Raw genomic sequence first — 22,355 nt, forward strand, 5'->3', positions numbered from 1 at the left:
CCGATTCGCCTGGAGGACACACCATCCCCCACGTCGGGTCTCAGCTAAGCGATCGCGACACGCCGGTTTCTTTGCGGATTCGCAAAGACCACCCCCGAGGCCCGGGAACTTAACCCCTGAAACCCCCCGAATGGGGGTAGCCGGAACGAGTGCCCAGGCCCCTCGTTCGGGGTAGGCCGCGAATCCCGCACGGTTCCGCACGAGCCCGGCGCGATCGCGGGATGAGGGAATAGCGAGCGGTCGACGCGCGTCTGGCAGTCTGACGAGGTGAATGCACGATGAGTTCTGCCGAGAGAAGCGACGACGCCGACCCCACGACCGTCGATCCACGCCGGAACCCTCGAGCCCTCCCCCCGCTCGTGGCCGACGTCGCGGCGCGGGACGGATGGCGTCAGGCGGCGGCGGTCATCCAGCGCAACTGGGACGCGTTCGCGAGCGCGGCCCCGCAGCAACTTCTCGAGGCGCTGAAGGCGCTGCCCGGTGAAGCGTTCGTCGAGACACCGGGACTCCTCGTCGCCGCGAACTATCTGCAGCACATCACGATCGACGGCGACCCTCGGCGCTTCTTCCACGACGGCCGGCTCGTGGCACCGCCGGGCGAGCCGCGCGCGACCGACCTGAACGCGCTCATCCTGCTCACCGCGGAGGCGGCCGGCGCCCGAACGGCCGGTCAGCTTCAGGAGGCGCAGCGGGTGGCAGAGCAGGCGCGCGACGCGCTGCTCGGGCTCTCGGCGGCGGAGCGCGCGCCGATCGCCGGGTCCATCCCGCACCTGCGATTCCAGTGGGGCCGGACGTTGGATGCCGCCGACGCGCCCGGGGCCCTGGCGGAGTACGAGGAGGCGTACCAGGTCGCCCGGCTGACGGCGCAGCCGGTGATCGCGCGACGCTCGGCCGGCCACATCGCGTGGTTCCACGCGGAGCGCGGCCGGCTGCGCCTCGCCGACCTCTGGCTCGCGCGTGCCCAGGCGGAGCCGGCGACGAACGGCAGGTACGACGTCGTCGTGTTCCTGACCTCCGCGCTTCTCAAGCACGACCGGGAGGATCCGGACGCGCCGCGCGACCTCGCCAGGGCGCTCGGCCTGCGGCTCGGGGAGCACTGGGCCGCGGCGCTCTGGATGGCCGCGATGATGGAGCGCACCAAGCCGGGGGCGTCCACGGTGCACTCCCGCCTGGAACTCGAGCTGGAACGACACCCCGAGGCACGTGACCTGCGGGGCGCGAACGGGAGGTACATCAAGGCCGCCCACGCCCGGCTCGCCCGGCTCCGCCCGCGGCTGCGGGCCGCCGCGCCCCTCCCCGACGTCCCGACGGCGCTCGACCACGTTCTGGCCGCGACCACCGCCCATCTGCGCGGGGACCACAGCGAAGCGCTGATGCACAGCGACGAGGCACTCGCGATGAGTTCTGTCCCGCGCGTGGAGGCGCCGGCGAGCCTGATCGCCGCGGCATCCCACCTCGCCCTCGGGCATTCGCGCACGGCCGCTGACGCGTTCCGGATCGCCAACCGGGTGATCGCGGATGAGCGCATGCTGTCCGCGTACTGGTTCGTGCCCGCCGCGACGGTCGCCGCGCTGGCCGAGCTGGCGGAGGAGCCGATCCACAGCGCCACGCTCGCCGGTGGCAGCGCTCCGGCCCGACCCCGGCTCACGAAGCGCGAGCGCGAGATCCTGGAGCTGCTGGCCACCGGCCGTTCGATGGCCAGGATCGCGACGGAGCTCTACATCAGCCCGAACACCCTGAAGTCCACCGTCCGTGCCCTCTACCGCAAGCTCGGCGTCAGCTCGCGCGCCGCCGCCGCCGACGTCGCCCGCAACGCCCTCGACGGCCACTGACCCGCGCTCGCGGGGCTGGGCCCGCGGAATCCCGGGTATAGCCACGCCCTCCGCCCGCGGGTTAGCTTTCGGTCGCGTCTCCGCCGCCCGGCGGGGACGGACGCGGACGTCAGGAGCGCGCACATGAGCGAGGAGCAGCAGAAACCGATCGTCGGAAGCCCGCTGCCACCGGCGACGACCCTCCCCTTCCCGCCGCCGTCCTCCGGCAGCGTCGCCCGGCGGACCATGCAAGAGTCGACCTACAGCCCGAAGCCGCCGGAGCGGCACCTGCCCGCGGACGCGCCGAACGTGCTGGTCATCCTGATCGACGACGCCGGCCCCGCGCTGCCGGAGCCGCTGGGAGGCGCCGTGCGCACGCCGACCCTCGAGCGCATCCGGAACAACGGCGTCGGCTACAACCGGTTCCACACCACCGCGATGTGCTCCCCCACCCGCGCGTCCCTGCTGACCGGGCGCAACCACCACCGCGTCGGCTACGGCCAGATCGCCGAGCTCGCGAACGACTGGGACGGCTACTCCGGGCGCATCCCGAAGACCAGCTCGACGCTCGCCAAGGTTCTCGGCGAGTACGGCTACGCGACGGCCGCGTGGGGCAAGTGGCACAACACGCCAGCGGAGGAAACCAGCGCCGCAGGCCCCTTCGACCACTGGCCCACCGGCTACGGCTTCGATTACTTCTACGGGTTCCTCGCCGGGGAGGCGTCCCAGTACGAGCCGAACCTCGTGCGCAACACCACGATCGTCCGACCGCCGAAGACGCCGGAGCAGGGCTACCACCTGAGCGAGGACATCGCGGAGGACGCCATCGGCTGGCTGCGCAACCACAAGGCGCTCGCACCCGACCAGCCGTTCTTCCTGTACTGGGCGACCGGTGCCCTGCACGGACCGCATCACATCATGAAGGAGTGGGCCGACACGTACGCCGGCGCCTTCGACGACGGCTGGGACGCGTACCGCGAGCGCGCGCACGCGGGCGCGAAGGCGGCCGGTTGGATCCCCGAGGACGCGGAGCTGACCCCGCGGCCGGACGACCTGCAGGCCTGGGACGACGTGCCGGAGCACCAGCGCCCGTTCCAGCGCCGGCTGATGGAGGTCGCCGCCGGGTTCGGCGAGCACGCCGACGTGCAGGCGGGACGCGTCGTCGACGAGCTCGACGCCCTCGGCTACGCGGACAACACCATCGTCATCTACATCTGGGGCGACAACGGCTCCTCCGGCGAGGGCCAGAACGGCACGATCAGCGAGCTGCTCGCGCAGAACATGATCCCCACCACCGTCGACCAGCACATCGCGGCGCTGGAGGATCTCGGCGGCCTGGATGCGCTCGGCACGCCCGCCACCGACAACCAGTACCACGCCGCGTGGGCGTGGGCGGGCTCCACCCCGTACCAGGGCATGAAGCTGCTCGCCTCGCACCTGGGCGGCACCCGCAACCCGATGTTCGTCCAGTGGCCCGGCCGCATCCAGCCGGACCCGGTGCCGCGCACGCAGTTCCACCACGTCGTGGATGTGGCCCCGACGCTCTACGAGATCATCGGCATCACGCCGCCGGACACCGTCGACGGGCTGCCGCAGGACCCGATCGACGGCGTCAGCATGGCGTACTCGCTCGACGACCCGGCCGCGGAGAGCACCCGCCGCGTGCAGTACTTCGAGATCATGGGCAGCCGGTCGGTGTACGCGGACGGCTGGATGGCGTCGGCGCTCGGCCCGCGCCTGCCCTGGGTGCCCGGTGCGCCTCCCGGGATCCGCACGTGGACGCCCGACGACGACCGCTGGGAGCTCTACGACCTCGAATCGGACTGGAGCCAGGCGCACGACCTCGCCGCCGAACATCCGGACAAGCTCGCCGAGCTGCGCGAGGTGTTCGCGATCGAGGCGGCCAGGAACGACGCCCTGCCGATCGGTGGCGGCCTGTGGGTGCCGGTGATGCATCCCGAGGACCGGTTCAGCCCGCCGTACACGCGCTGGGAGATGACAGGGGACACCGTCCGCGTGCCCGAGTTCTGCGCACCCGCCCTGGGCAACCGCCCGAACACCGTGACGATCCGGCTGACCGCGCCCGAGCGCGCGAACGGTGTGCTCTACAAGCTCGGCGGCGCGGGCGGCGGACTCACCTGCTACCTCGTGGACGGCGTCCTCACCTACGAGTACAACCTGTTCCTGGTGCAGCGCACGATCATCGCGGCGCCGTCCGCCCTACCGGCCGGGGATGCGACGATCGAGATCGTGACCGCCCTGCAGGAGCCGCGCCCTGGCAGTCCCCTGACCGTCTCGCTCCGCGTCGACGGCACCGAGGTCGCGTCGGGCACGGTGCCCGTCAGCGCACCGCTGCTGTTCTCCGCGAACGACTGCCTCGACATCGGCCGAGCGTACGGCGGCGCCGTCTCGCGCGCCTACGCCGAGAAGATGCCGTTCGCCTTCGACGGGAGCATCGGGGCGGTGACGATCGAGTACGCCGGGGGCTGAGCGGGTGACGATTTGTCCCAAATCGGTGCTCTCGGGCGCCCGGAGCAACGATTTGGGACAAATGTCATGCCCACACCTACCCGCGCCGGCGCGCGATGAGCGTTCCCTGCGGACGCTGGCCGGCCTCGATGCGCTCGTGCGCTTCGAGCACGTCGAATCCGGCCGCGTCCAGTTCGCCGCCGAGCGCATCCACCGGCCAGCGGTAGGCGGCGATCACCGCGTGGTCGAACCGCTCGACCCGCTCGCCGGTGAAGAAGCCGACCAGGAGGCCGCCGCCCGGAGCGAGGACCCGGGCGAACTCCCGCAGCGGCGTCCCGACCGCCGACGGCTCGTGGTGGATGAGCGAGTACCAGGCGAGCACGCCGCCGAAGCTCGCGTCGCCCTCGTCCAGGGCGTCGATGCTGCCGAGCCGGAACGGAAGCCCCGGGTACTCCCGGCGGGCGCGCTGAACGAACTCGGGGACCTGATCCACGCCATGGGCGGCGAGGCCGCGCCCGGCGAGGTGCCGCGTCCAGTGCCCCGGTCCGCAGCCCGCGTCGAGGACGGGCCCGGTGAGCCCGTCCGCCCACCGCGACACGCGCTCGCGGTCGACGGGATCGGCGGCGTCGATCGAGCCGAACAGGTCGATGTACTCCGCCGAGCGGTCCGAGTACGCGCTCCGCACCGCGTCTCCCGCTCGCTCCGCGCTACGCACGCTCGTCCCCGCCGGTGGCGTCCCCGCGGTCGCCGTCCGCGCGCGCGGGCGCCGGCACGTGCTCGAGCGCAAGCGCGGGGTCGCCGTAGGAGCTGAGCACCTGGCCGATCACCACCCGGTAGGGGCCGATCCAGCGCTCGTGCAAGCGCTTCGCCTCGCGGTGGGTGTCCATCCCGATCAGCTGGTGCAGCGCGTCCAGGCTGTCCCAGTAGTAGACCTCGGAGTGCAGCCCGGTCTGCGGGTTCTCCCACGCCTCCTCGCCCAGGAACCCGGGGATGGCACGGGCCCGCTCGGCGATCTCGTCGTTCAGCCGGTGGAACTCGTCGTCGTACGGCTTCGTGGCGAAGATGAAGGTCGACGTGTAGGTGGTGCGTCCCTCGCTGCTCATAGCGAGCATCGTACGTTCATCACGGGGTCGGGTCCGCGCGCACCCGCTGGCCGAACCCGTCGATCGCGGCAGTGGTGCGTTCCATCTCGACGGGGCCGCCGTGCCCTTCCTCTTCGACGATCTCGAGGACCGATCCCGGCCAGGCCCTGTGCAGAAGCCAGGGCGTGATCGACGGACCGCTGATGTCGCGGCGGCCGTGGATGAGGACGCCGGGGATGCCGGCGAGTCGACCGGCGCTCGGGATGACCTCCGACGCGCCGGTGAGGAAGCAGTCGTTCGCCCAGTAGTGGGTGACAAGGGTGGCGAAGTTGCGGCGTTGGCGGGCGTCCTCGTGGAGGGGCCCGGGCCTCCAGCCGGGGTCGAGGGAGATGTGCGTCGACTCCCACTCGTCCCAGCCGTCCGCGGCGGCGGCGCGCACGGCGGGGTCGCGGTCGCGCAGCAGCCGGGCGTAGTGCTCGACCACGCGGCCGCCGGGGGGTGTGCCCCGGGAGAAGCGTTCCCACGCTTCCGGGAAGATGGCGCCGACGCCCTCGGTGATCCAGTCGATCTCCGCCCTGCTCCCCGTCGTCACGGCGGTGAGGACGAGCTCGGTCACGCGGTCCGGGTGCGCGAGCGCGTAGGCGAGGGCGAGCGTCGACCCCCACGAGACCCCGTGCAGCAGCCACGCCTCGATGCCGAGGCGTTCCCGGACCGCCTCGATGTCGCCGACGATCGCCTGCGTGGTGTTCTCGTCGAGCGCAACGAGGTCGTCGATCGCCCACGGGATGCTGCGGCCGCATCCGCGCTGGTCGATGCCGACGATGAGGTACCGGTCCGGGTCGAACCGCCGCCGATACCCGCCGGGGCCGAGCCCGCTTCCCGGTCCGCCGTGGAGGTACAGCGCGGGACGTCCGCGGGGATTGCCCGAGACCTCCCAGTAGATGCGGTTGCCGTCCGGACGTGCCAGCAGTCCGCTGTCGAACGGCTCGATCGGTGCGTGCATGGTCAAAACCCTATGGGGTCACCATCAGCCGACGACCTTCTTCCAGCGGGCGGAGTAGGCGAGCGGACGGAAGCCGACCGCCTCGTTCACGTCGAGCATGTGCCGGTTGTCCTCAGCGTTCATCGTCTGCACCTCGGCGCTGTGCGGGAAGCGGGCGCTCAGCTCGCGCAGGTTCGTGAGCTTCAGCAGCATCCCGAGCCGGCGGCCGCGGTGGCCGGCGAGCACGAGGGTGTCCATCTGCTCGACCGGGCGGTCGTGCTCGGCCGGGACGTCGAGCTCGGTGAACCCGGCGGGCTCGCCCGTCGACTCGTGCACGGCGATCGTCGTGAGGATGGTCCGCGGGCTCGCCTCCCAGAGGTCGTCGACGGCGCGGACGCGCTCGGCGGTCCACACGTCGGACATCTCGATGCCGGCGTTCGGGGTATCGGTGCTCATGCGGGTGCGCATCAGCGCGATGGCGTCCACCCAGTCCTCTGGCGTGCGCCCCTGCCAGGTGACCGTGCGGTAGCCGGACGCGGCGGCGCTCGACTCGCTCAGGTGCGCGGCCATCAGGTCGGAGTCGCCGGGGAGAGAGAAGCCGCTCAGCCGCCCGACCTGCTCCAGCGAGAAGCCGAAGCGGAGCGCGAAGCGCGTGGACGCCAGCCCCAGGGGCACGGAGCCGTAGCCGGTGGGCGCGGGGAGCGAGTCGCCGCCGATCCCGGCGGGGAAGTCGGTCTGGTTCTGGATGATGCGGCGGCCGGCATCCACCGCGATCCGTTCCAGCCCGCGGTACAGGGCGGACCCGATGCCCGCACCGCGATGCTCCGGCAGCACGGCGACCGCCGCCCAGCACTCGGCGCCGTCGGCCGGCAGGACCACGTTGCCGCGGCCGACCACCCGGCCGTCCACGGTGGCGACGAGGCCGAGGCTCGTGTTGCCCTCGTCTCTCCAGTTCGGCAGCAGCTCGGCGGCGGCCACCTCGGGCGCGGGCAGCGGGGACGTGTCGCCGCGGAGCTCGGCGATGACGGCGTAGCGCACGGCGGCGAAGCCGATGAATTCGGCGGCGTCGGGGGCGTCGATGCTCTCCGGCACGGTGAGCGCGGAGATGGTGAAGGCAGGGCGGGAAGACATGGGGACCTCGGTTCGCAGGATCGATCGATCGACTCACCCACGGTCGTGGGGAGGGAGGAGACTCACTGCTACCGGATCACGATGGACAGTGTTGCACGGCGGACGCAGGCGCAACAAGCACCGCGCGGACACTCGCGTCGTTCGCGAGGTACGGTGACGGAGAACGAGCGAAGGAGTCGACATGGCGCGGATCACGGTGCTGGGCGGAACGGGATACACGGGGGCGGCGATCGTCGCGGAGGCGGCGCGCCGCGGTCACGAGGTGACGGCGGTGAGCCGGTCCGAGCCGTCGGAGCCGGTCGACGGCGTCGAGTACGTGGTCGGGTCGGTGCTCGATCCGGCGGTGCTCGACCGGGTCGTGCCGGAACGGGATGCGGTGATCAGCGCCCTCTCGCCGCGCGGCGACATGGCCGGCGAGCTCGAGGGCGTCATCCGGGAGCTTGCCCGCCGAGCCGACGGAACGCCGACGCGCATCGCGCACGTCGGTGGCGCGTCCTCGCTTCTCGTCGCGCCGGACGGCCCGCGGCTCTGGGACGTGACGAAGGACGAGCTTCCCGACACGGTGAAGCCGGAGATCGAGACTGGCATGACCATCCTCGACGACCTGAAGGCCACGCCGGAGACGGTCGACTGGTTCTACATCAGCCCGCCCGAGGTCTACGGCGCGTGGGCGCCCGCCCCCGCGACCGGTCGGTACCGGCTGGGTGACGACGTGCTGCTGCGCGCCGAGGACGGCACCTCCACGATCTCCGCCGCGGACCTCGCGGTCGCGATCGTGGACGAGATCGAGCGGCCGGCGCACCACCGACGGCGCTTCACCGCCGCGCACTGACGCGGGCGCACTGAGGCGGGCGCGCCCGTTCGGCGGCCGCGTGCGCGCAACTCCAGAGACGGCGCGCGAGTGCGCAGCTAGGAGACCTTCCGCTCCCCGACGGTGCTGATCTCGGCCCAGACGTCGTCGAGCGACAGGCCGAGCACCCCGGCGATCGCCGCGATCGTCGGAAACGCGGGCGTCGCGACGCGCCCCGACTCGATCTTGCGAAGGGTCTCCGGCGAGACGCCGGCGTCGAGGGCGACCCGGAGCATCGGCCGCTCGCCCCTGGCGCGGCGCACCAGCGCGCCGAGCGCGCGGCCGCGCTCAACCTCGTCGGGAGTGAGCGGGAGACGGACCATGCTGACGATTCTAATACCGGGATACAAATACCGGTATAGTTATCGCCATGATCGAGATCCTGACCCCGGACGAGCTCCGCCGCGCCCGCGACACCGGCACGCTCGTCGCCCGCATCCTGCAGACCCTGAAAGAGCGGGCCGCGGTCGGAACCTCCCTTCTCGACATCGATCGCTGGGCGCGCGAGCTGATCGTGGCGGCCGGAGCCGAGTCCTGCTACGTGGACTACGCGCCCTCCTTCGGCCGCGGACCGTTCGGCCACTACATCTGCACGTCCGTGAACGACGCCGTGCTGCACGGGATGCCGCACGCGTACGACCTCGCCGACGGCGACCTGCTGACCCTCGACCTCGCCGTACGCCTGGACGGCATCGCCGCCGACGCCGCGATCAGCTTCGTCGTCGGCGACGCGATCGACGAGCAGAGCGCGGCGCTGATCGACGCGACGGAGCGGGCGCTGGCCGCCGCCATCGCGGTCGCCGGCCCCGGCGCGCGGATCGGCGACCTCTCGCACGCGATCGGCTCGGTGCTCGGCGCGGCCGGCTACCCGGTCAACACCGAGTTCGGCGGTCACGGGATCGGCAGCACCATGCACCAGGACCCGCACGTCTCCAACACCGGCCGTCCGGGGCGCGGCTACCGGCTGCGCCCGGGGCTGCTGCTCGCCCTGGAACCGTGGGCGATGATCGACACCGACGAGCTCGTCACCGACGCCGACGGCTGGACGCTGCGCAGCGCGACCGGCTGCCGCACCGCCCACAGCGAGCACACCATCGCGATCACCGAGGACGGCGCGGAGGTCCTCACCCGGCTGCGGGACTGAGCGCGGTTCAGACCCGGCCTGCCGCGGCCAGGCGTTCGCGCACGGCTGCGAGCGGGATCGCGTGCGCGACGTTGCCGTCGGCGTGCCCGGTCGTCGTCGCGGCCAGGATCGAGTTGACCAGTGCCTCCTCGACCGCGTCCATCGTCGCCTGGAACATCGGCGACAGCACCGCGTCGTCGGGCGGGGCGCCCGCGCCGACCGAGAACGCGATCGCGTAGTCGCCGCTGCCCTGGGCGAAGTCGGCTCCGACGCCGCGCATCGCGAAGATCGCACGGCGCGCGCAGCGAGCGAGCTGGCGACCGTCCAGCGGGGCGTCCGTCGCCACGACGATCATGCACGAGTTGCCGACCGTCTCCGCGGTGGGGCCTGGCACGAGCTCGGCCGACGGCATCGGGACGCCGGCGATCGACAGCGTCCCGCTGAAGTTCGTCTGCACGATCGCGCCGACCGTGCACGGCTCGCCCGCCACCGGCACGGTCCGCGAGGAGGTGCCGATGCCGCCCTTGAAGCCGAGCGCGACGGTCCCCGCCCCCGCGCCGACCGCGCCCTCGGCGACCGGCCCCGAGGCCGCGGAGGCGAGCGCCCGCTCGACGTCCGCGACGCCGAGCGCGCGCGAGCGGATGTCGGAGAGGAAGCCGTCGTTGGTCTCGCCGACGACGGGGTTCAGCGTGGTCGTGGACTCGTGGCCCGGGCGGCCCAGCATGTGCCCGAGCAGCGCATCCGCCACCCGGTAGGCGGAGAGGGTGCTGGTGAGCAGGATGGGCGTCTCCAGCGCTCCGAGCTCCTGCAGCTGGGTCGCGCCGATCAGCTTGCCGAAGCCGTTGCCGACCGCGAGCCCGGCGGGCAGCCAGCGGCGCTCCGCGTCCAGCTGCTCCGGCACGATCGCGGTCACCCCGGTGTGCAGGCGGTCGGTGTGCACCGTGGCGTGGCCGACCAGCACGCCGGGGACGTCCGTGATCGCGTTCTCGCGCCCGCGCGGGAACGCGCCCGAACCGATCCCGAGGTCGGAGAGGCGAGCCCGCTCCGCTCCTCCCGCCGTCACCGCACCCGCTCCAGGAAGCTCCGCGTCCGCTCGTTCTCCGGCCGCGTCAGCACGCGCTCCGGCGCTCCGCGCTCGACGACCCGGCCGTCGTCGAAGAAGGAGATGGTGTCGGCGACCTCCTTGGCGAAGCCGATCTCGTGGGTGACGACGACCATCGTCATGCCGCCGGACGCGAGCGACCGCATCGTCTCCAGCACCTCGTCCACGAGCTCGGGGTCCAGAGCACTGGTCGGCTCGTCGAACAGCATCAGAGCCGGGTCCATCGCGAGGGCGCGCGCGATCGCGACGCGCTGTTGCTGGCCGCCCGAGAGCTGGTGCGGCCGCTTCAGCGCGTGGGCGGCGAGGCCGACCCGCGCCAGCTCCCGCTCGGCGCGCTCGTGCGCCTCGCGCTTCGGAAGGCGCTTGACGTGGATGAGGCTCGCGGCGACGTTCTCGAGCGCGTCGAGGTGCGCGTACAGGTTGAAGCGCTGGAACACCATCCCGATGGACGAGCGGAAGCGCGCGAAGTCGCTGTCCCGCCACGGCCGGTACCGGCCTCCCTCCAGCGTGTAGCCGACCTGTTCGCCGTCGACCACGAGGCTCCCGCCGTCGACGGTCTCCAGCGCGTTGATCGTCCGCAGGAACGTGGACTTGCCCGAGCCGGACGGGCCGATGATGCAGCTGACCTCGCCCGACCGCACGGTGAAGTCGACCCCGTGCAGCACCTCGTGGTCGCCGAACGACTTGGCGAGGCCGCGCGCCTCCACCAGGGTGTCCGTCATGACGCCGCCTCCTCTTCGGTCGGCCGCCCCGCGCGCCGCCGCTGGGTCGGGATCGCCCCGGTCGCGAGCCGCACCAGCTGCTGGCTGAAGCCGCTGCCGCGGACGAGCCGCACCCGGTCGCGGCCGAAGCGCTTCTCCAGCAGCGACTGCAGGTAGGTGGCGACGGCGGTCAGGAACATGTACCAGATGCTCACCACGATGAGCAGCTCGATGATCAGGTTGTTCTGCTTGTAGATGTTGCTCGCGTTCGTCATCAGGTCGTTGCCTGCGACGACGACGATGAGCGAGGTGGTCTTCAGCATCGAGATGAACTCGTTGCCGGTGGGCGGGATGATGATGCGCAGCGCCTGGGGCAGCACAACCAGCCGCATCGCCTGCGTCCTGGTCATGCCGCCGGCGAGCGCCGCCTCCGTCTGACCGTGGTCGACGGCCTGGATGCCGGCGCGCACCGTCTCCGCGAAGTACGCGGCGAGGTTGAGGCCGAGGCCGAGCAGCGCTGCGACCGAGCCGCTGATCAGCTGGTTCGTGTCCCAGCGCAGCCCGATCTGGGTGAACGGGATCTGCAGCGTCAGGTACGGCAGCAGGAACGCCAGGTTGAACCAGAAGATCAGCTGCACGAGCACCGGCGTGCCGCGGAAGAACCAGATGTAGCCCTCCGCGATCCAGCGCAGCACCGGGTTCTTCGACAGCTTCATGATCGCGAAGACGACGCCCAGCACGAGCCCGAGCAGGGTCGCGGCCACGCTGACCCAGAGCGTGACGACGACGCCGTTCAGGATGTTCGGCGAGAACAGGTAGTGCCAGACCTCGTTCCAGCGGATCCGCGGGTTCAGGATGACGATCGAGACGGCCCAGCCGACGGCCGCGACCGCGACGATCCCGACGATCCAGCGCCCCCAGTGCCAGCGCGGGGCGATCGGGACCGCGGTGCCGTCCGCCCGCGGGATGGGCTCCCGGCGGGTGCTCATGCGCCGCCGTTGATCGAGGCGGAGTCGATGGCCATGCCGCTCACGTGGTACGCCTCCAGGATCTTGCCGTACGAGCCGTCGTCCATCAGGGCCTGCAGTGCCTTCTGGACGACCGAGGCGAACTCCTTCTTGGAGTTGTCGATCCCGATCCCCCACAGCGACTCGTCGCCCTCGATCTTCACGGCCGCCACGTTGTTGGCTTTGTCGGCGGCGCGGTCCTCTGCGACCGGGTAGTCCGTGATCGTGGCGACCGCGCGACCGCTCTGCACCGCAAGGTTCGCCTCGCTGTCGCCCTCGAATTTGAGGATGTTGTAGGCGGGCGAGCCGGCCTTCGTGCAGTCCGCGGAGTACTGCTCGGCGAGCCCGGCGGACGAGCCGGAGGCGACCACGGCCACCGTCTTGCCGCACAGGTCCTGCGGCTTCTGGATGTGCTGCGGGTTTCCCGCCATCACGAGAAAGGCGTTGCCGGCCTTCACATAGTCGACGAAGGTCGTGGTCTTCCGCCGCTCGGCGTTGTCGGTCATCGAGGAGACGAGCGCGTCGTATCGTCCCGAGATGAGGCCGGGGATCATCGAGTTGAACTCCTGATCCTGGATGGTCATGCCGGTGCCGAGCTTGCGGCTGATCGCCTGGGCGATCGCCGCGTCGACGCCGATCACGTCCTTGCCGTTCGCGCCCCACTTCTCCATCGGCGGGTAGCCGACGGAGGTGGTCCACTTGATGCCGGCGGACGCCATCCCGGCCGGCAGCTTCGCGGTCAGATCGGCGTCGGCCTTCACCGACTCGATCACCGACTTGGCGGGCTCGTCGGAGGGGACGGGCATCGCGGCGGCGGCGGGGCCGCCCTTTGCGTCGGCGGTGTCGCCGAGGCTCTGTGCGCCGCAGCCTGCGAGGCTCGCGGCGACCAGGCCGGCGAACGCGACGACCAGCGTGGTGCGGATGAGGGTGGTGGATCGCATGGATGGACTCCCTGGCTGACGGGTGGTGCCGGGCTCAGTCGAGGCCGAAGGCCGGCAGCCCGTCGACAACGGTGGCGACGGGACGGATGGAACCGAGCTCGGACGGCTCGGTGGAGAACGGGTCGCGGTCGAGCGCGACGAAATCGGCGAGCGTCCCCGGCGCCAGGCGGCCGACGCGATGGTCGAGCCCCGCGGCGTACGCCGGACCGGCCGTGTAGGCGGACAGCGCCTCCTCGACACCGACCGGGCGGAGCCCCGGCTCGAGGCCGCCCGGCGAGGCGGCGGTGCCCCGGAGCACGGCCGCCTGGACGCCGAGCATGGGCGCGGACGGCTCGACGGGCGCGTCGGAGCCGAACGCCACGGCGGCGCCCGCATCGCGCAGGGCCGACCAGGCGTAGCTCGCGAGCTCGCGGCCGCCGAGGAGACTGGACACCAGTGGGATGTCGCTCGCCCAGTGCGTCGGCTGCAGCGAGGCGATCACGCCGAGGCGCGCGAACCGGGCGACGTCCGCGGGCTGCAGGTGCTGCGCGTGCTCGACGCGCAGCCGCAGACCGCCCCGGACCGCCGCGTCGTGGGCGCGCTCGTACGCGTCCAGGACCGTGTGATTGGCCCGGTCGCCGATCGCGTGCGTCGCCACGGCGATCCCGCCGGAGACGGCGACCTCGACCAGCCGGGCGAGCTCGTCGAGGTCGAGCACCTCGACGCCGTGGTTGCCCGGCTGGTCGGCGAAGTCCGCGCCCATGCTCGCGGTGTGCGAGCCGAGCGAGCCGTCGGAGAACAGCTTGACCGGGCCGTTCGTGAACCAGTCGTCGCCGTCCCCGGTCCGTCGGCCCTCCGCGATGGCGGCCTCCAGGGCGTGCGCGGGCGTCCCCTTGTGCACGCGGATGCGCAGCCGGCCGTCCGCCTTCAGCCGGAGGAATGCGGCACGCGCGTCCTCGCCGTCCAGGTCGGTGACGTGCGTGATCCCCTCGCCGAGCAGCCGGGCCTGCGCCCGTTCGAGCAGGGCGGCGAGATCGGCGGTCGTCTCGCGCTCGGCGCGCTCGATGACGGCGTCCGCCGCGGTCTCGCGGAGGATGCCGGTGGGCTCGCCGTCGCCGTCGCGCTCGATGCGGCCGCCCGCCGGGTCGGCGGTGCCGGCGTCGATGCCGGCGCGGCGCAGCGCCTCGCCGTTGAGCCACACGGAATGCCCGTCGACGCTGGAGAGGCAGAGTGGCCTCTCGGGCGCGATCCGGTCGAGCGCCGCCCGGGTCGGGGCCCCGTCCGCCCAGCGGTTCGCATCCCAGCGGCCGCCGGTGACCCAGCCGTCGCCGCCCGGCTGCTCGCGCACGAAGCGTTCGATCCGCGCGAGCGCCTCCCGGAGCGTCGTGACGTCGCGCAGGTCCAGCTCGTCGAGGCTGCGGGCGAGGCTCGCGGTGTGGATGTGTGCGTCGTGGAAGCCGGCGATCACTGCGGCGCCGGGGAGGTCGCACACGGCGGTTCCGGCCGGCGCCTGCTCCGCCAGCTCCCGCGGGTCGCCGACCGCGGCGATCACGCCGTCGGTCACCAGCATCGCGCCCGCGGTGGACCGCCTGCCGTCGAGGAGGTGGATCGCCGGGTGGCGGTACAGGGTCGTGACCATCAGCATTCCTTAGGATGGGGGCGCGTCTTCGCGCGTCTTGTCAGGCTATCTAGGCAGAATTCGGTCGTGGGCGTGAGTTTTCGACGCTGAGAATAAGGGATGCTTATGGTCAACCCGACCCACCTCCGCACGCTGCTCGAAGTGATCCGGCTGGGCTCCTTCGCCGCGGCGGCCAACCGGCTCGGGTACACGGCGTCGGCCGTCTCGCAGCAGATGGCGGCGCTGGAGCACGACACCGGCATCCGGCTGTTCGAGCGCAGCGCCCGGAGCGTCCGGCCCACCGAGGCCGCCGCCGTCATGGCCGGGCACGCGATCACCGTGCTCGCCGACATCGACCGCCTGCTCGAATCGGCGGGCACCGCCGACCACTCGCGCCCCGAGCTCCGGGTCAGCCTCTACCCGAGCCTCGCCCGCACGCTGCTCCCGCGGCTGCTGCGCTCCCCCGGCTGGCTCGCCCACGACGTCGCGCTGCGCCTGAGCGTGCGCGACCCCTCGCCCGCGATCCAGGCGATGCGGCGCGGCGAGGACACCGACGTGACCCTGGTCTACTGGGTCGGCGACAGCGGGCTGAGCTGGCCGCGGTCGGTGGAGCCGGTGCGGATCGGCGAGGACAGGATGCGGTTCGTCGTGCCGAGCGCGTGGCGGCTGCACGGCCAGGGCGGCATCGGCGTGGACCAGCTCGTCGGCAGGCCGTGGATCCTGCACCATCCCGGGTCGAGCGACGCCGCCGTCATCGACGCGTTCCTCGACGAGCACGGCCTGCGGCCCCGCGCCGTCGCCCGCTGCGACGACTTCGCGGTGACGCTCGACATCGTCGCGACCGGCTACGCGGCGACCCTGGTGCCGGAGATCGCGCTCGGCGACCTCCCGGCCGGTGTCGAGGTGCTGGACGTGCCGGACATGCGGCTGTCCAGAGAGGTGTTCGCGCTGGTCTCGGCCGCGGCGCCCCCGGAGACGACCGCCCTGTTCCTCCGGCTCGTCGACGAGATCCTCGACGACCTCGGCTTCGAGACCGCTCCGGCCGCCATCGGTTCCTGAGTTCTTCACGCCCCGCGCCGGCGTTTCGCGGGAACGACTCCGGAGCGGATGGCGGGGGCCGGAAGACGCGCTCAGGGGAGCTCGACGCGGTGGTGGTCGGTGACGCGAGGGCGCTCGTCGCGCGGCTTCCTGCCAGCGGTGTCCGCGACCTCTACCGTGAACTCCTGCACGATCGGCTCGCGCAGCCCGACGAGGTGCACGTCGCAGATCAGGGCGCCGCGCTCGCACGGGATGCTCCAGCGCAGCCACGAGCGGTCGGCCGCGGCGAGGATGCGCGCGTCGAGAGGGGCGGCGTCCGCGCGGATCGGCCCCACCTCGGCGAGCGCCGCCGCGAGCCGCTCGGCCCGCACCGGAGCGGGGACGTCGAGCAGGACGTTGCCGGCCAGCGGCACATCCGCCGCGTCGAGCGGGCGTCCGGCGAGCAGGAGCGCGTCGATCCGCCGGGCCGCTGCCACCGTCTCCGGCCACGGCCGCACGAGCGCCGCAGGGGCGTCGGCGCGCGTGAGCACGTCGGTGAGCAGCTCCCCGGCGATCCTTCCCGCACCGAAGGCGTCGGTGTTGCCGAACACGACCACGCCGATCCCCGTCGCGGTGTGCAAGCGCATGTGGGACGAGAACCCTGGCAGCCCGCCCGCGTGCTGTACGACCCGGCCGAAGCGCCTGTCGTGCTCGACGACCAGTCCGTAGCCGTAGCCGACGCCGTCGAGCACGCGGTCGGCGAACCAGCCGGAGCCGATCGGGATCAGCGTGCGGGCCGTCTGAAGCTCGCGCCGGGATGCGGCCGAGAGCACGTCCTCGCGCAGCGGCGCGTCCCCGAACGCCGAGCCGAGGAAGTGCTGCCACGCGGCGATGTCGCCGACGGTGCTGAACAGGCTCCCGATGCAGCCGAGCGCGCCGGTGCCGACGTACGGCTCCGCGGCGAACGTCGCGCCGTCGTCGAAGGTCCGGAAGCCGGCGGCGAGGTCGGCGCCGGCGGGATAGAGCTCGGCGGACGCCCGGGTGTCGTGCAGGCCCAGGGGGTCGAGCATCCGCTCGCGGATGACGTCCTCGACTTCGTGCCCCGTGACGCGCTCGATCGCGCGGCCGACGAGCGAGATGCCGAGGTTCGAGTACTCGTACGCGGTGCCCGGCGTCGTGGCGGACGGCAGCCCGGCCGCCACGATCGCGGACTGCTCCGCCCGGGAGGCGCCGAGGCTGCGGTCGCCCCACGCGTTGTCCTCGGCGAGACCCGCGCGATTGCTCAGCAGCGCGTCGAGGGTGAGCAGGGATGCGTCGCGTGCGGACGCGAGCTCGGGCACGTACTCGGCGGCGGGCGCGTGCAGGTCGAGCCGTCCCTCGTCGCGCAGCGCGAGCGCGGTGGCGGCGAGGAAGCTCTTCGACATCGAGGCGATGCGGAAGACCGTGCCCTCCGAGGTCGGGACGCCGTCGCGGCGCGGCTCGCCGTGCGCGTGGGCGGCGACGACGCGGCCGTCCTGGACGACGGCGGCGATCGACGCGGGCGCGCGCCGCAGGGTCGGCTCGTCCAGCCGCGCGGCGAGCGCCTCGCGGGCGTGCGCAGCCAGCCCGGCGTCGGCGCTCATCCCGCGGTCCGCTGCCGGGCGAACGACCGCACGTGCTCGCCGAAGCCGGTCACCAGCGCGCGGCTGGCGCGCGTGTTCTCCTCGTGCACCGCCCTGGCCTCCCTGACCAGCTCGGCGACGGGCCTGTCGCCGGGCGCTGGCGAGGTCGGCTCCTTCCAGCGCTCCAGGTCGTCCGCGGAGACCTCCGGGTGGAACTGCAGCCCGTAGACCCGCTCACCGAGCCGGAACGCCTGGTTGGCCACCGCGTCGCTCGAGGCGAGCAGCACGGCCTCCGGCGGCAGAGCCGTGATCATGTCCTGGTGGTTCTCGATCATGGGCGCGGCGTCGCCGAATCCGCCGATCACGGGATCCCGTCGCCCCTCCTCCGACGCGGCGATCACAGTCGCACCGCGCTCCTTGGGACCGTACGCCGCCCGCACCTCGCCTCCCGCGACGTGGGCCAGGATCTGGCCGCCGAGGCAGATGCCGAGGGTGGGGATGTCCGCCCGGATGGCCTCGTCCGCCAGCGCGCGCTCCTGTGCGAGCCACGGGGCGCGCTCGTCGTCGTCCGGCATCAGGCCGCCGCCGAGCATGACCAACCCGTCGTAGCCGTCGAGGGACGCAGGCAGCCCGGCGGTCCCGAGCACCGGATCCACGTGGATTCCCTGCTCCTGGAGCCAGGCGCCGAGACGGCGCGGCGACGACTCCTCCGCGTTCACGACGACGAGCACGCGCGGGCGCCGGTCATCCGCGCCGTCGGCCGGGTCGGACGAGGGGACCGAGGCGGCCGTGCGCGAGAGCGTGTCGACCGCAGGCGTCAGCGCGGCCGCACGCGGCGCCGGCGCGGTGCCGTCCAGGAACGCCACGTGGTCGGCGTCGGAGGCCTCCAGCACGCGCAGCACGTTCTCGTGTCCGAGGCCTGCGAGCTCCCGCTCGGACCAGCCGCGCCGCCGCAGCTCGTCGAAGAGCTCCTGGTAGTGCGAGACGTCGCCGAGACCGGAGGGCATCGCGTCCGTCCCGTCGTAGTCGGCGCCGAGCCCGACCGCGTGCACGCCGGCCACGTCGCGGATGTGCTCGATGTGGTCGGCGACGTCGCCGATGCCGACGGCGGGAGCGTCCCCCTCCTCACCGCCGCGCACCCACTCGTGCCGCGCCTGCGACAGGAACGACGGCACGAACGCGACCATCACGACGCCGCCGCCCGCCCCGATCGTGCGCAGCACGTCGTCCGGCACGTTGCGGGGATGATCGCAGAGCGCGAGCGCGCCCGAGTGGCTGACGATGACCGGCCGGGTCGTCACCGCCAGGGCGTCGCGCATCGTGCTCGGGGCGACGTGCGAAAGGTCGACGAGCATCCCGATCCGGTTCAGCTCCCGCACGACCTCGCGGCCGAACTCGGTCAGCCCGCCGTGGCGCGCCTCGTCGGTCGCGGAGTCCGCCCAGTCGGTCGTCCGCGACCAGGTCAGGGTGAGGTAGCGCGCGCCGAGCCGGGCGTACTGGCGCAGCACCGCGAGCGAGCCGCCCAGCTGCGCTCCGCCCTCGACGCCGATGAGCGACGCGATCCGGCCGTCCGCCATCGCGGAGCGGACGTCCGCGGCGGTGCGGGCGAACCGCAGCCGGTCGGGATGCGCCTCGACGAGCCGGTGCACGAAGTCGATCTGCTCGAGCGTCGCCGTCACCTGCTCCGCGCCCTCGAGCACCGGGTCCACCCACACCGACCAGAACTGGCCGCCGACACCGCCGGCGCGCAGCCGCGGGATGTCGGTGTGCAGGTCGGGACAGGAGCTGTCGACCGCGGTGACGTCGTAGCCGTGCGCCTCGCGCCGGGCCCAGGCGAGGTCGTTGTGGCCGTCGATGACGGGGATGAACGGGCCGGGGCTCATCGTCCCCTGAATCAGGGTCTCGGTGCTCATCGTCCCCTGAATCAGGGTCTCGGTGCTCATCGTCTCGGCGCTCATCCCTCAGGCCTCCCGCGCATCCAGGGCCGCGTTCAGCCGGGAGCTGACGGCCGCGTCGACGGCCACCTCCACGCCGTCCAGCGAGCGCACCGGTGCGACGCCCCGGGTGCTCGAGCACAGCCAGAGCGCGTCAGCGCCGCGCAGCTCGTCGACGGTGATCCGCCGGGTCGCGACCGGTTCGCCCCAGCCCTCCAGCGCCGTGAACGCGTCCGCCTGGGTCGTGCCCGGCAGCAGGCCGAGGTCGGTCGGCGGCGTCACGTACGCGCCGTCGATGCGCGCGATCACCGTCGAGTTCGGGCCCTCGAGCACGTAACCGTCGATGCTGGTGAAGACGACGTCCTGCGCCCCGCGCCGCCTCGCCTCGCGCAGCGCCGCCATGTTCACCGCGTAGGACAGCGTCTTCGCGCCCTGCAGCAGCCACGGCGACGTCTGGGCGACGTCGTGGCGGTAGCCGCGATCGAGCAGCACGACGTCGACCTCCGGGGTGACACCGCCCGGCCGGCTGTCGGGAGCGAAGCCGAGCGCCCAGCCGGTCGGCACCGGCTCGCCCGCCTCGTCGCCGCGCGACATCACGAACTTCACGGCGGCGCGGTCGGTGTGCGCGCGCAGCTCGGCGGCCGCCTCGGTGACGGCGAGGCGCCACAGCTCCCGGCGGGGCGCCGGCAGGTCGAGCATCGCGGCGGAGCGCTCGAAGCGGTCGAGGTGCGCCTCCAGCGCCTGCGGCACGCCGTCGACGATGGCGACCGTCTCGAAGACGCCGTCGCCGCGGGTCGCGGCCAGGTCGGTGGCAGCGAGCAGCGCCTCCCGCGGTTCCGCGCGGGTCAGGCAGTCGGCGGCCGCCGCGTCCGAGGCGAGATCGAGCCGGTGCAGGGTGAGAGTGTGCATTTCTTCCTCGGGTTCAGGCGGCGACGGCCGCGGTGTCGAGAGTGCGGACCGCGTTCTGCAGCACCCAGTCCACGTCGACATCGTGGCCGATGCCGGGAGCGGTCGGGACCTGCACGAGCCCGTCGTGCGCGACGACGGGGGGCACGATGACGTCCCGCGCGTAGTACTTGTCGGAGCCGGAGACGTCGGAGGGGAGCGTGAAGTTCGGCAGCGAGGACAGCGCGACGTTTGCCGCCCTGCCGACCCCGAACTCATGCATCCCGCCGCACCACACCGGCACCCCGGCGTCGCGGGCGATGTCGTGCGCCAGCCGGGCGGAGCCGAGGCCGCCCATCCGCGAGACCTTGATGTTGAGCACGCGCCCCGCGTCCAGCGCGAGCATGGTGCGCAGGTCGGCCACGTCGACGACGGACTCGTCGAGGCAGACCGGTGTGCCGATGCCGGCCTGCAGCCGGGCGTGGGCGACGAAGTCGCGGGGGGCGTACGGCTGCTCGATCATGGTCAGGCCGAGGCCGTCGAGGGCGCGCATCACCGCGGTGGTCTCGTCCGTGTCCTGGTAGGCGCCGTTGGCGTCCACGTGCAGGTCGAGTCCGGGATGCGCCTCTCGCACGGCGCGCACCGGCTCGACATCCCAGCCCGGAGCGATCTTCAGCTTCACGCGACCGTAGCCCGCATCCACCTGACGGGACACCTGCGCGAGCAGCTCGTCGATCGTCGGCTCGATGCCGAGGGAGACACCGGCGACCACCTCGGAGCGTGTCCCGCCGAGCGCGACCGCGAGCGGAACGCCCGCCGCCCGCGCGTGCAGGTCCCAGGCCGCCGCCGAGAACCCGGCCTTGGCGAACTCGTGGCCCCGGATGCGCCGCCAAGTCGCCTCCAGCTCCGCCGGCTCCTCCCACGGCGCGCCGAGCACGGCGGGCACGAGGTAGCGCTCGGCGATGTCCCAGGCGACGCGTGTCGTCTCCGAGCCGTAGTAGGGGTCGGCGGGCGTGGCGATCTCGCCCCAGCCGACCCGGCCGTCGGCGTCGGTCAGCTCGACCAGCAGGTGGTTCAGCCCGGTCTTGCGGTGCGAGCTGGTCTCGAAGCCGTGGACGAGCGGGAGGGTCACGTCGAACAGCCGCAGCCTCTGGATCATCATGCGGAGACCTCCTGGTCGGACGCGGGATGGTTCGGTCGCGACGACACCCGCCGACCGGGAGCTTCGATCGCGAGGTACGCGGAGGTCGTCTCGTCGATGCGCGTGCACGCCACCAGGATGCGCCCGTCGCCGATCAGCGCCTCCAGGGCGTGCCGCACGTCGACGCGCAGACGGTCGTGGGAGGCGCGCAGCTCCTCGTCGTCGCTCACCGCGGGCGCACGGGCCGGCAGCGCGAGCCAGGCAGCGTCCTGCACGGAGCCGTCGGGCCGGGTGAGCGCGCTGCGGACGATGCGTCCCCAGTCCTCGCGGCCGAGCTGCGGGGCAGTCGCATGCCGGAGGTCCGCGGCGGGGTCCACCTCGCGGTCGAGCGCCCACTCGACGACGACCCGGTCGGTGCCCGGCCGGCCGTAGTAGTCGCGGACGATGCCGACGCCGTCCGCGCCGAGGGAGGTGAAGTTGAAGTGCGCGTTGCGGGAGAGCACCGGGTCGAAGGTCCAGCGCATCGTGCGGTGGCCCCAGCCGAGCGCGACCTCGCGCTGCCGCTCCTTGAGCATCCGGCCGACGCCCTCGCCCTGGTGCGCGGCGTCGACGACGGCGGCCTGCGAGTAGTGGAAGTCGCGCCCGCGCTCGTCGCGCGCCGCGAAACCGTACGCGAAACCGATGAGCTCGCCGTCCGCGTCGCGTACGCCGACCGCGGATCCGCCGTTGCGCGCGAGCGCGCTGAGAAGATTCGGATTGAGCGAGAACTCGGGGCGCTCGTAACCGAAGACCCGCGTGTAGAGCGCGGCGGCGGCACGGAAGTCGTCGCCGCCGGTCAGCGTCTCCGCCCGGAGGGATGAGGTGGGAGCCATGAGCACGATACGTTTCCTAAGTTCGGACGCTGAGAGCTTGATGTGCAGGTTATGTTTATCAGTTCGTCGCATTGAGCAACAGATATGATTCGTAAAATTGCGATCGGAG

20 protein-coding genes are annotated in these 22,355 nt (G+C 72.6%); 5 read left to right on the forward strand and 15 right to left on the reverse strand.

Annotation, left to right across the window (positions count from 1 at the left end):
• Positions 1-278 precede the first annotated feature (278 nt).
• Complete coding sequence (locus AAME72_RS03120) at positions 279-1,832, forward strand: helix-turn-helix transcriptional regulator (protein ID WP_348788779.1); 1,554 nt, start codon at positions 279-281, stop codon at positions 1,830-1,832.
• Positions 1,833-1,955: 123 nt separating this feature from the next.
• Positions 1,956-4,301 carry an arylsulfatase gene (locus AAME72_RS03125; RefSeq protein ID WP_348788780.1) on the forward strand — a complete coding sequence of 782 codons (2,346 nt, stop codon included), beginning with the start codon at positions 1,956-1,958 and terminating at the stop codon, positions 4,299-4,301.
• Between the two features lie 76 nt (positions 4,302-4,377).
• Here AAME72_RS03125 and AAME72_RS03130 read toward each other — a convergent pair whose 3' ends face one another.
• Genes AAME72_RS03130 through AAME72_RS03145 form a run of 4 tightly spaced genes read right to left on the reverse strand, consistent with a single transcriptional unit; the run spans position 4,378 to position 7,475 of the window.
• Entirely contained in the window at positions 4,378-4,995 is a 618-nt protein-coding gene (locus AAME72_RS03130; RefSeq protein ID WP_348788781.1) for a class I SAM-dependent methyltransferase, read from the reverse strand.
• Complete coding sequence (locus tag AAME72_RS03135; RefSeq protein ID WP_348788782.1) at positions 4,988-5,383, reverse strand: hypothetical protein; 396 nt, start codon at positions 5,381-5,383, stop codon at positions 4,988-4,990. The genes AAME72_RS03130 and AAME72_RS03135 overlap by 8 nt, the downstream gene beginning before the upstream one ends.
• Positions 5,384-5,402: 19 nt before the next feature.
• The gene (pip, locus tag AAME72_RS03140) at positions 5,403-6,365 is read right to left on the reverse strand and encodes a prolyl aminopeptidase (protein ID WP_348788783.1); all 963 of its coding nucleotides are present in this window, start codon (positions 6,363-6,365) and stop codon (positions 5,403-5,405) included.
• Between the two features lie 24 nt (positions 6,366-6,389).
• Positions 6,390-7,475, reverse strand: a complete 1,086-nt coding sequence (locus AAME72_RS03145; RefSeq protein ID WP_348788784.1) for a GNAT family N-acetyltransferase — start codon at positions 7,473-7,475, stop codon at positions 6,390-6,392.
• Positions 7,476-7,656: 181 nt separating this feature from the next.
• On the opposite strand from AAME72_RS03145, the gene AAME72_RS03150 reads away from it, so the two are divergent.
• Positions 7,657-8,307, forward strand: a complete 651-nt coding sequence (locus AAME72_RS03150; protein ID WP_348788785.1) for an NAD(P)H-binding protein — start codon at positions 7,657-7,659, stop codon at positions 8,305-8,307.
• Positions 8,308-8,384: 77 nt separating this feature from the next.
• Here the strand turns inward: AAME72_RS03150 and AAME72_RS03155 are convergent, their stop codons facing one another.
• Positions 8,385-8,648: a helix-turn-helix transcriptional regulator gene (locus tag AAME72_RS03155; protein ID WP_348788786.1), complete on the reverse strand. Its 264-nt coding sequence runs from the start codon at positions 8,646-8,648 to the stop codon at positions 8,385-8,387.
• Between the two features lie 47 nt (positions 8,649-8,695).
• Here AAME72_RS03155 and map point away from each other — a divergent pair, with 47 nt between their 5' ends.
• A complete protein-coding gene (gene map, locus AAME72_RS03160; RefSeq protein ID WP_348788787.1) occupies positions 8,696-9,469 on the forward strand; it encodes a type I methionyl aminopeptidase in 774 nt (257 codons plus the stop codon).
• A gap of 7 nt (positions 9,470-9,476) precedes the next feature.
• Here map and AAME72_RS03165 read toward each other — a convergent pair whose 3' ends face one another.
• From AAME72_RS03165 to AAME72_RS03185, 5 genes are read right to left on the reverse strand one after another with little or no spacing between them, the layout of a single operon-like run.
• The gene (locus AAME72_RS03165; RefSeq protein ID WP_348788788.1) at positions 9,477-10,511 is read right to left on the reverse strand and encodes a P1 family peptidase; all 1,035 of its coding nucleotides are present in this window, start codon (positions 10,509-10,511) and stop codon (positions 9,477-9,479) included.
• Positions 10,508-11,272, reverse strand: coding sequence for an amino acid ABC transporter ATP-binding protein (locus AAME72_RS03170; RefSeq protein ID WP_348788789.1), 765 nt, complete (start codon positions 11,270-11,272; stop codon positions 10,508-10,510). The genes AAME72_RS03165 and AAME72_RS03170 overlap by 4 nt, the downstream gene beginning before the upstream one ends.
• The gene (locus AAME72_RS03175; protein ID WP_348788790.1) at positions 11,269-12,240 is read right to left on the reverse strand and encodes an amino acid ABC transporter permease; all 972 of its coding nucleotides are present in this window, start codon (positions 12,238-12,240) and stop codon (positions 11,269-11,271) included. Before AAME72_RS03175 ends, AAME72_RS03170 begins: the two co-directional genes overlap by 4 nt.
• The gene (locus AAME72_RS03180) at positions 12,237-13,199 is read right to left on the reverse strand and encodes a transporter substrate-binding domain-containing protein (protein ID WP_348788791.1); all 963 of its coding nucleotides are present in this window, start codon (positions 13,197-13,199) and stop codon (positions 12,237-12,239) included. The genes AAME72_RS03175 and AAME72_RS03180 overlap by 4 nt, the downstream gene beginning before the upstream one ends.
• 34 nt (positions 13,200-13,233) lie before the next feature.
• Complete coding sequence (locus AAME72_RS03185; protein ID WP_348788792.1) at positions 13,234-14,817, reverse strand: amidohydrolase; 1,584 nt, start codon at positions 14,815-14,817, stop codon at positions 13,234-13,236.
• Positions 14,818-14,916: 99 nt separating this feature from the next.
• Between AAME72_RS03185 and AAME72_RS03190 the strand changes: the two genes are divergently transcribed.
• On the forward strand, positions 14,917-15,855 hold the full coding sequence (locus tag AAME72_RS03190; protein WP_348788793.1) for a LysR family transcriptional regulator: 939 nt from the start codon (positions 14,917-14,919) through the stop codon (positions 15,853-15,855).
• A gap of 71 nt (positions 15,856-15,926) precedes the next feature.
• Here AAME72_RS03190 and AAME72_RS03195 read toward each other — a convergent pair whose 3' ends face one another.
• Genes AAME72_RS03195 through AAME72_RS03215 form a run of 5 tightly spaced genes read right to left on the reverse strand, consistent with a single transcriptional unit; the run spans position 15,927 to position 22,246 of the window.
• Positions 15,927-17,435 (reverse strand): serine hydrolase domain-containing protein, encoded by a 1,509-nt coding sequence (locus AAME72_RS03195; protein WP_348788794.1) that lies wholly within the window; start codon positions 17,433-17,435, stop codon positions 15,927-15,929.
• Positions 17,432-19,372 carry a membrane dipeptidase gene (locus AAME72_RS03200; RefSeq protein ID WP_348788795.1) on the reverse strand — a complete coding sequence of 647 codons (1,941 nt, stop codon included), beginning with the start codon at positions 19,370-19,372 and terminating at the stop codon, positions 17,432-17,434. The genes AAME72_RS03195 and AAME72_RS03200 overlap by 4 nt, the downstream gene beginning before the upstream one ends.
• Before the next feature lie 3 nt (positions 19,373-19,375).
• Positions 19,376-20,257: an aminotransferase class IV gene (locus AAME72_RS03205; protein ID WP_348788796.1), complete on the reverse strand. Its 882-nt coding sequence runs from the start codon at positions 20,255-20,257 to the stop codon at positions 19,376-19,378.
• Between the two features lie 13 nt (positions 20,258-20,270).
• A complete protein-coding gene (menC, locus tag AAME72_RS03210) occupies positions 20,271-21,395 on the reverse strand; it encodes an o-succinylbenzoate synthase (RefSeq protein WP_348788797.1) in 1,125 nt (374 codons plus the stop codon).
• A complete protein-coding gene (locus AAME72_RS03215; protein ID WP_348788798.1) occupies positions 21,392-22,246 on the reverse strand; it encodes a GNAT family N-acetyltransferase in 855 nt (284 codons plus the stop codon). The genes menC and AAME72_RS03215 overlap by 4 nt, the downstream gene beginning before the upstream one ends.
• Positions 22,247-22,355 lie beyond the last annotated feature (109 nt).

It is taken from the genome of Leifsonia sp. NPDC080035 (assembly GCF_040050925.1).
Taxonomy (GTDB): domain Bacteria; phylum Actinomycetota; class Actinomycetes; order Actinomycetales; family Microbacteriaceae; genus Leifsonia.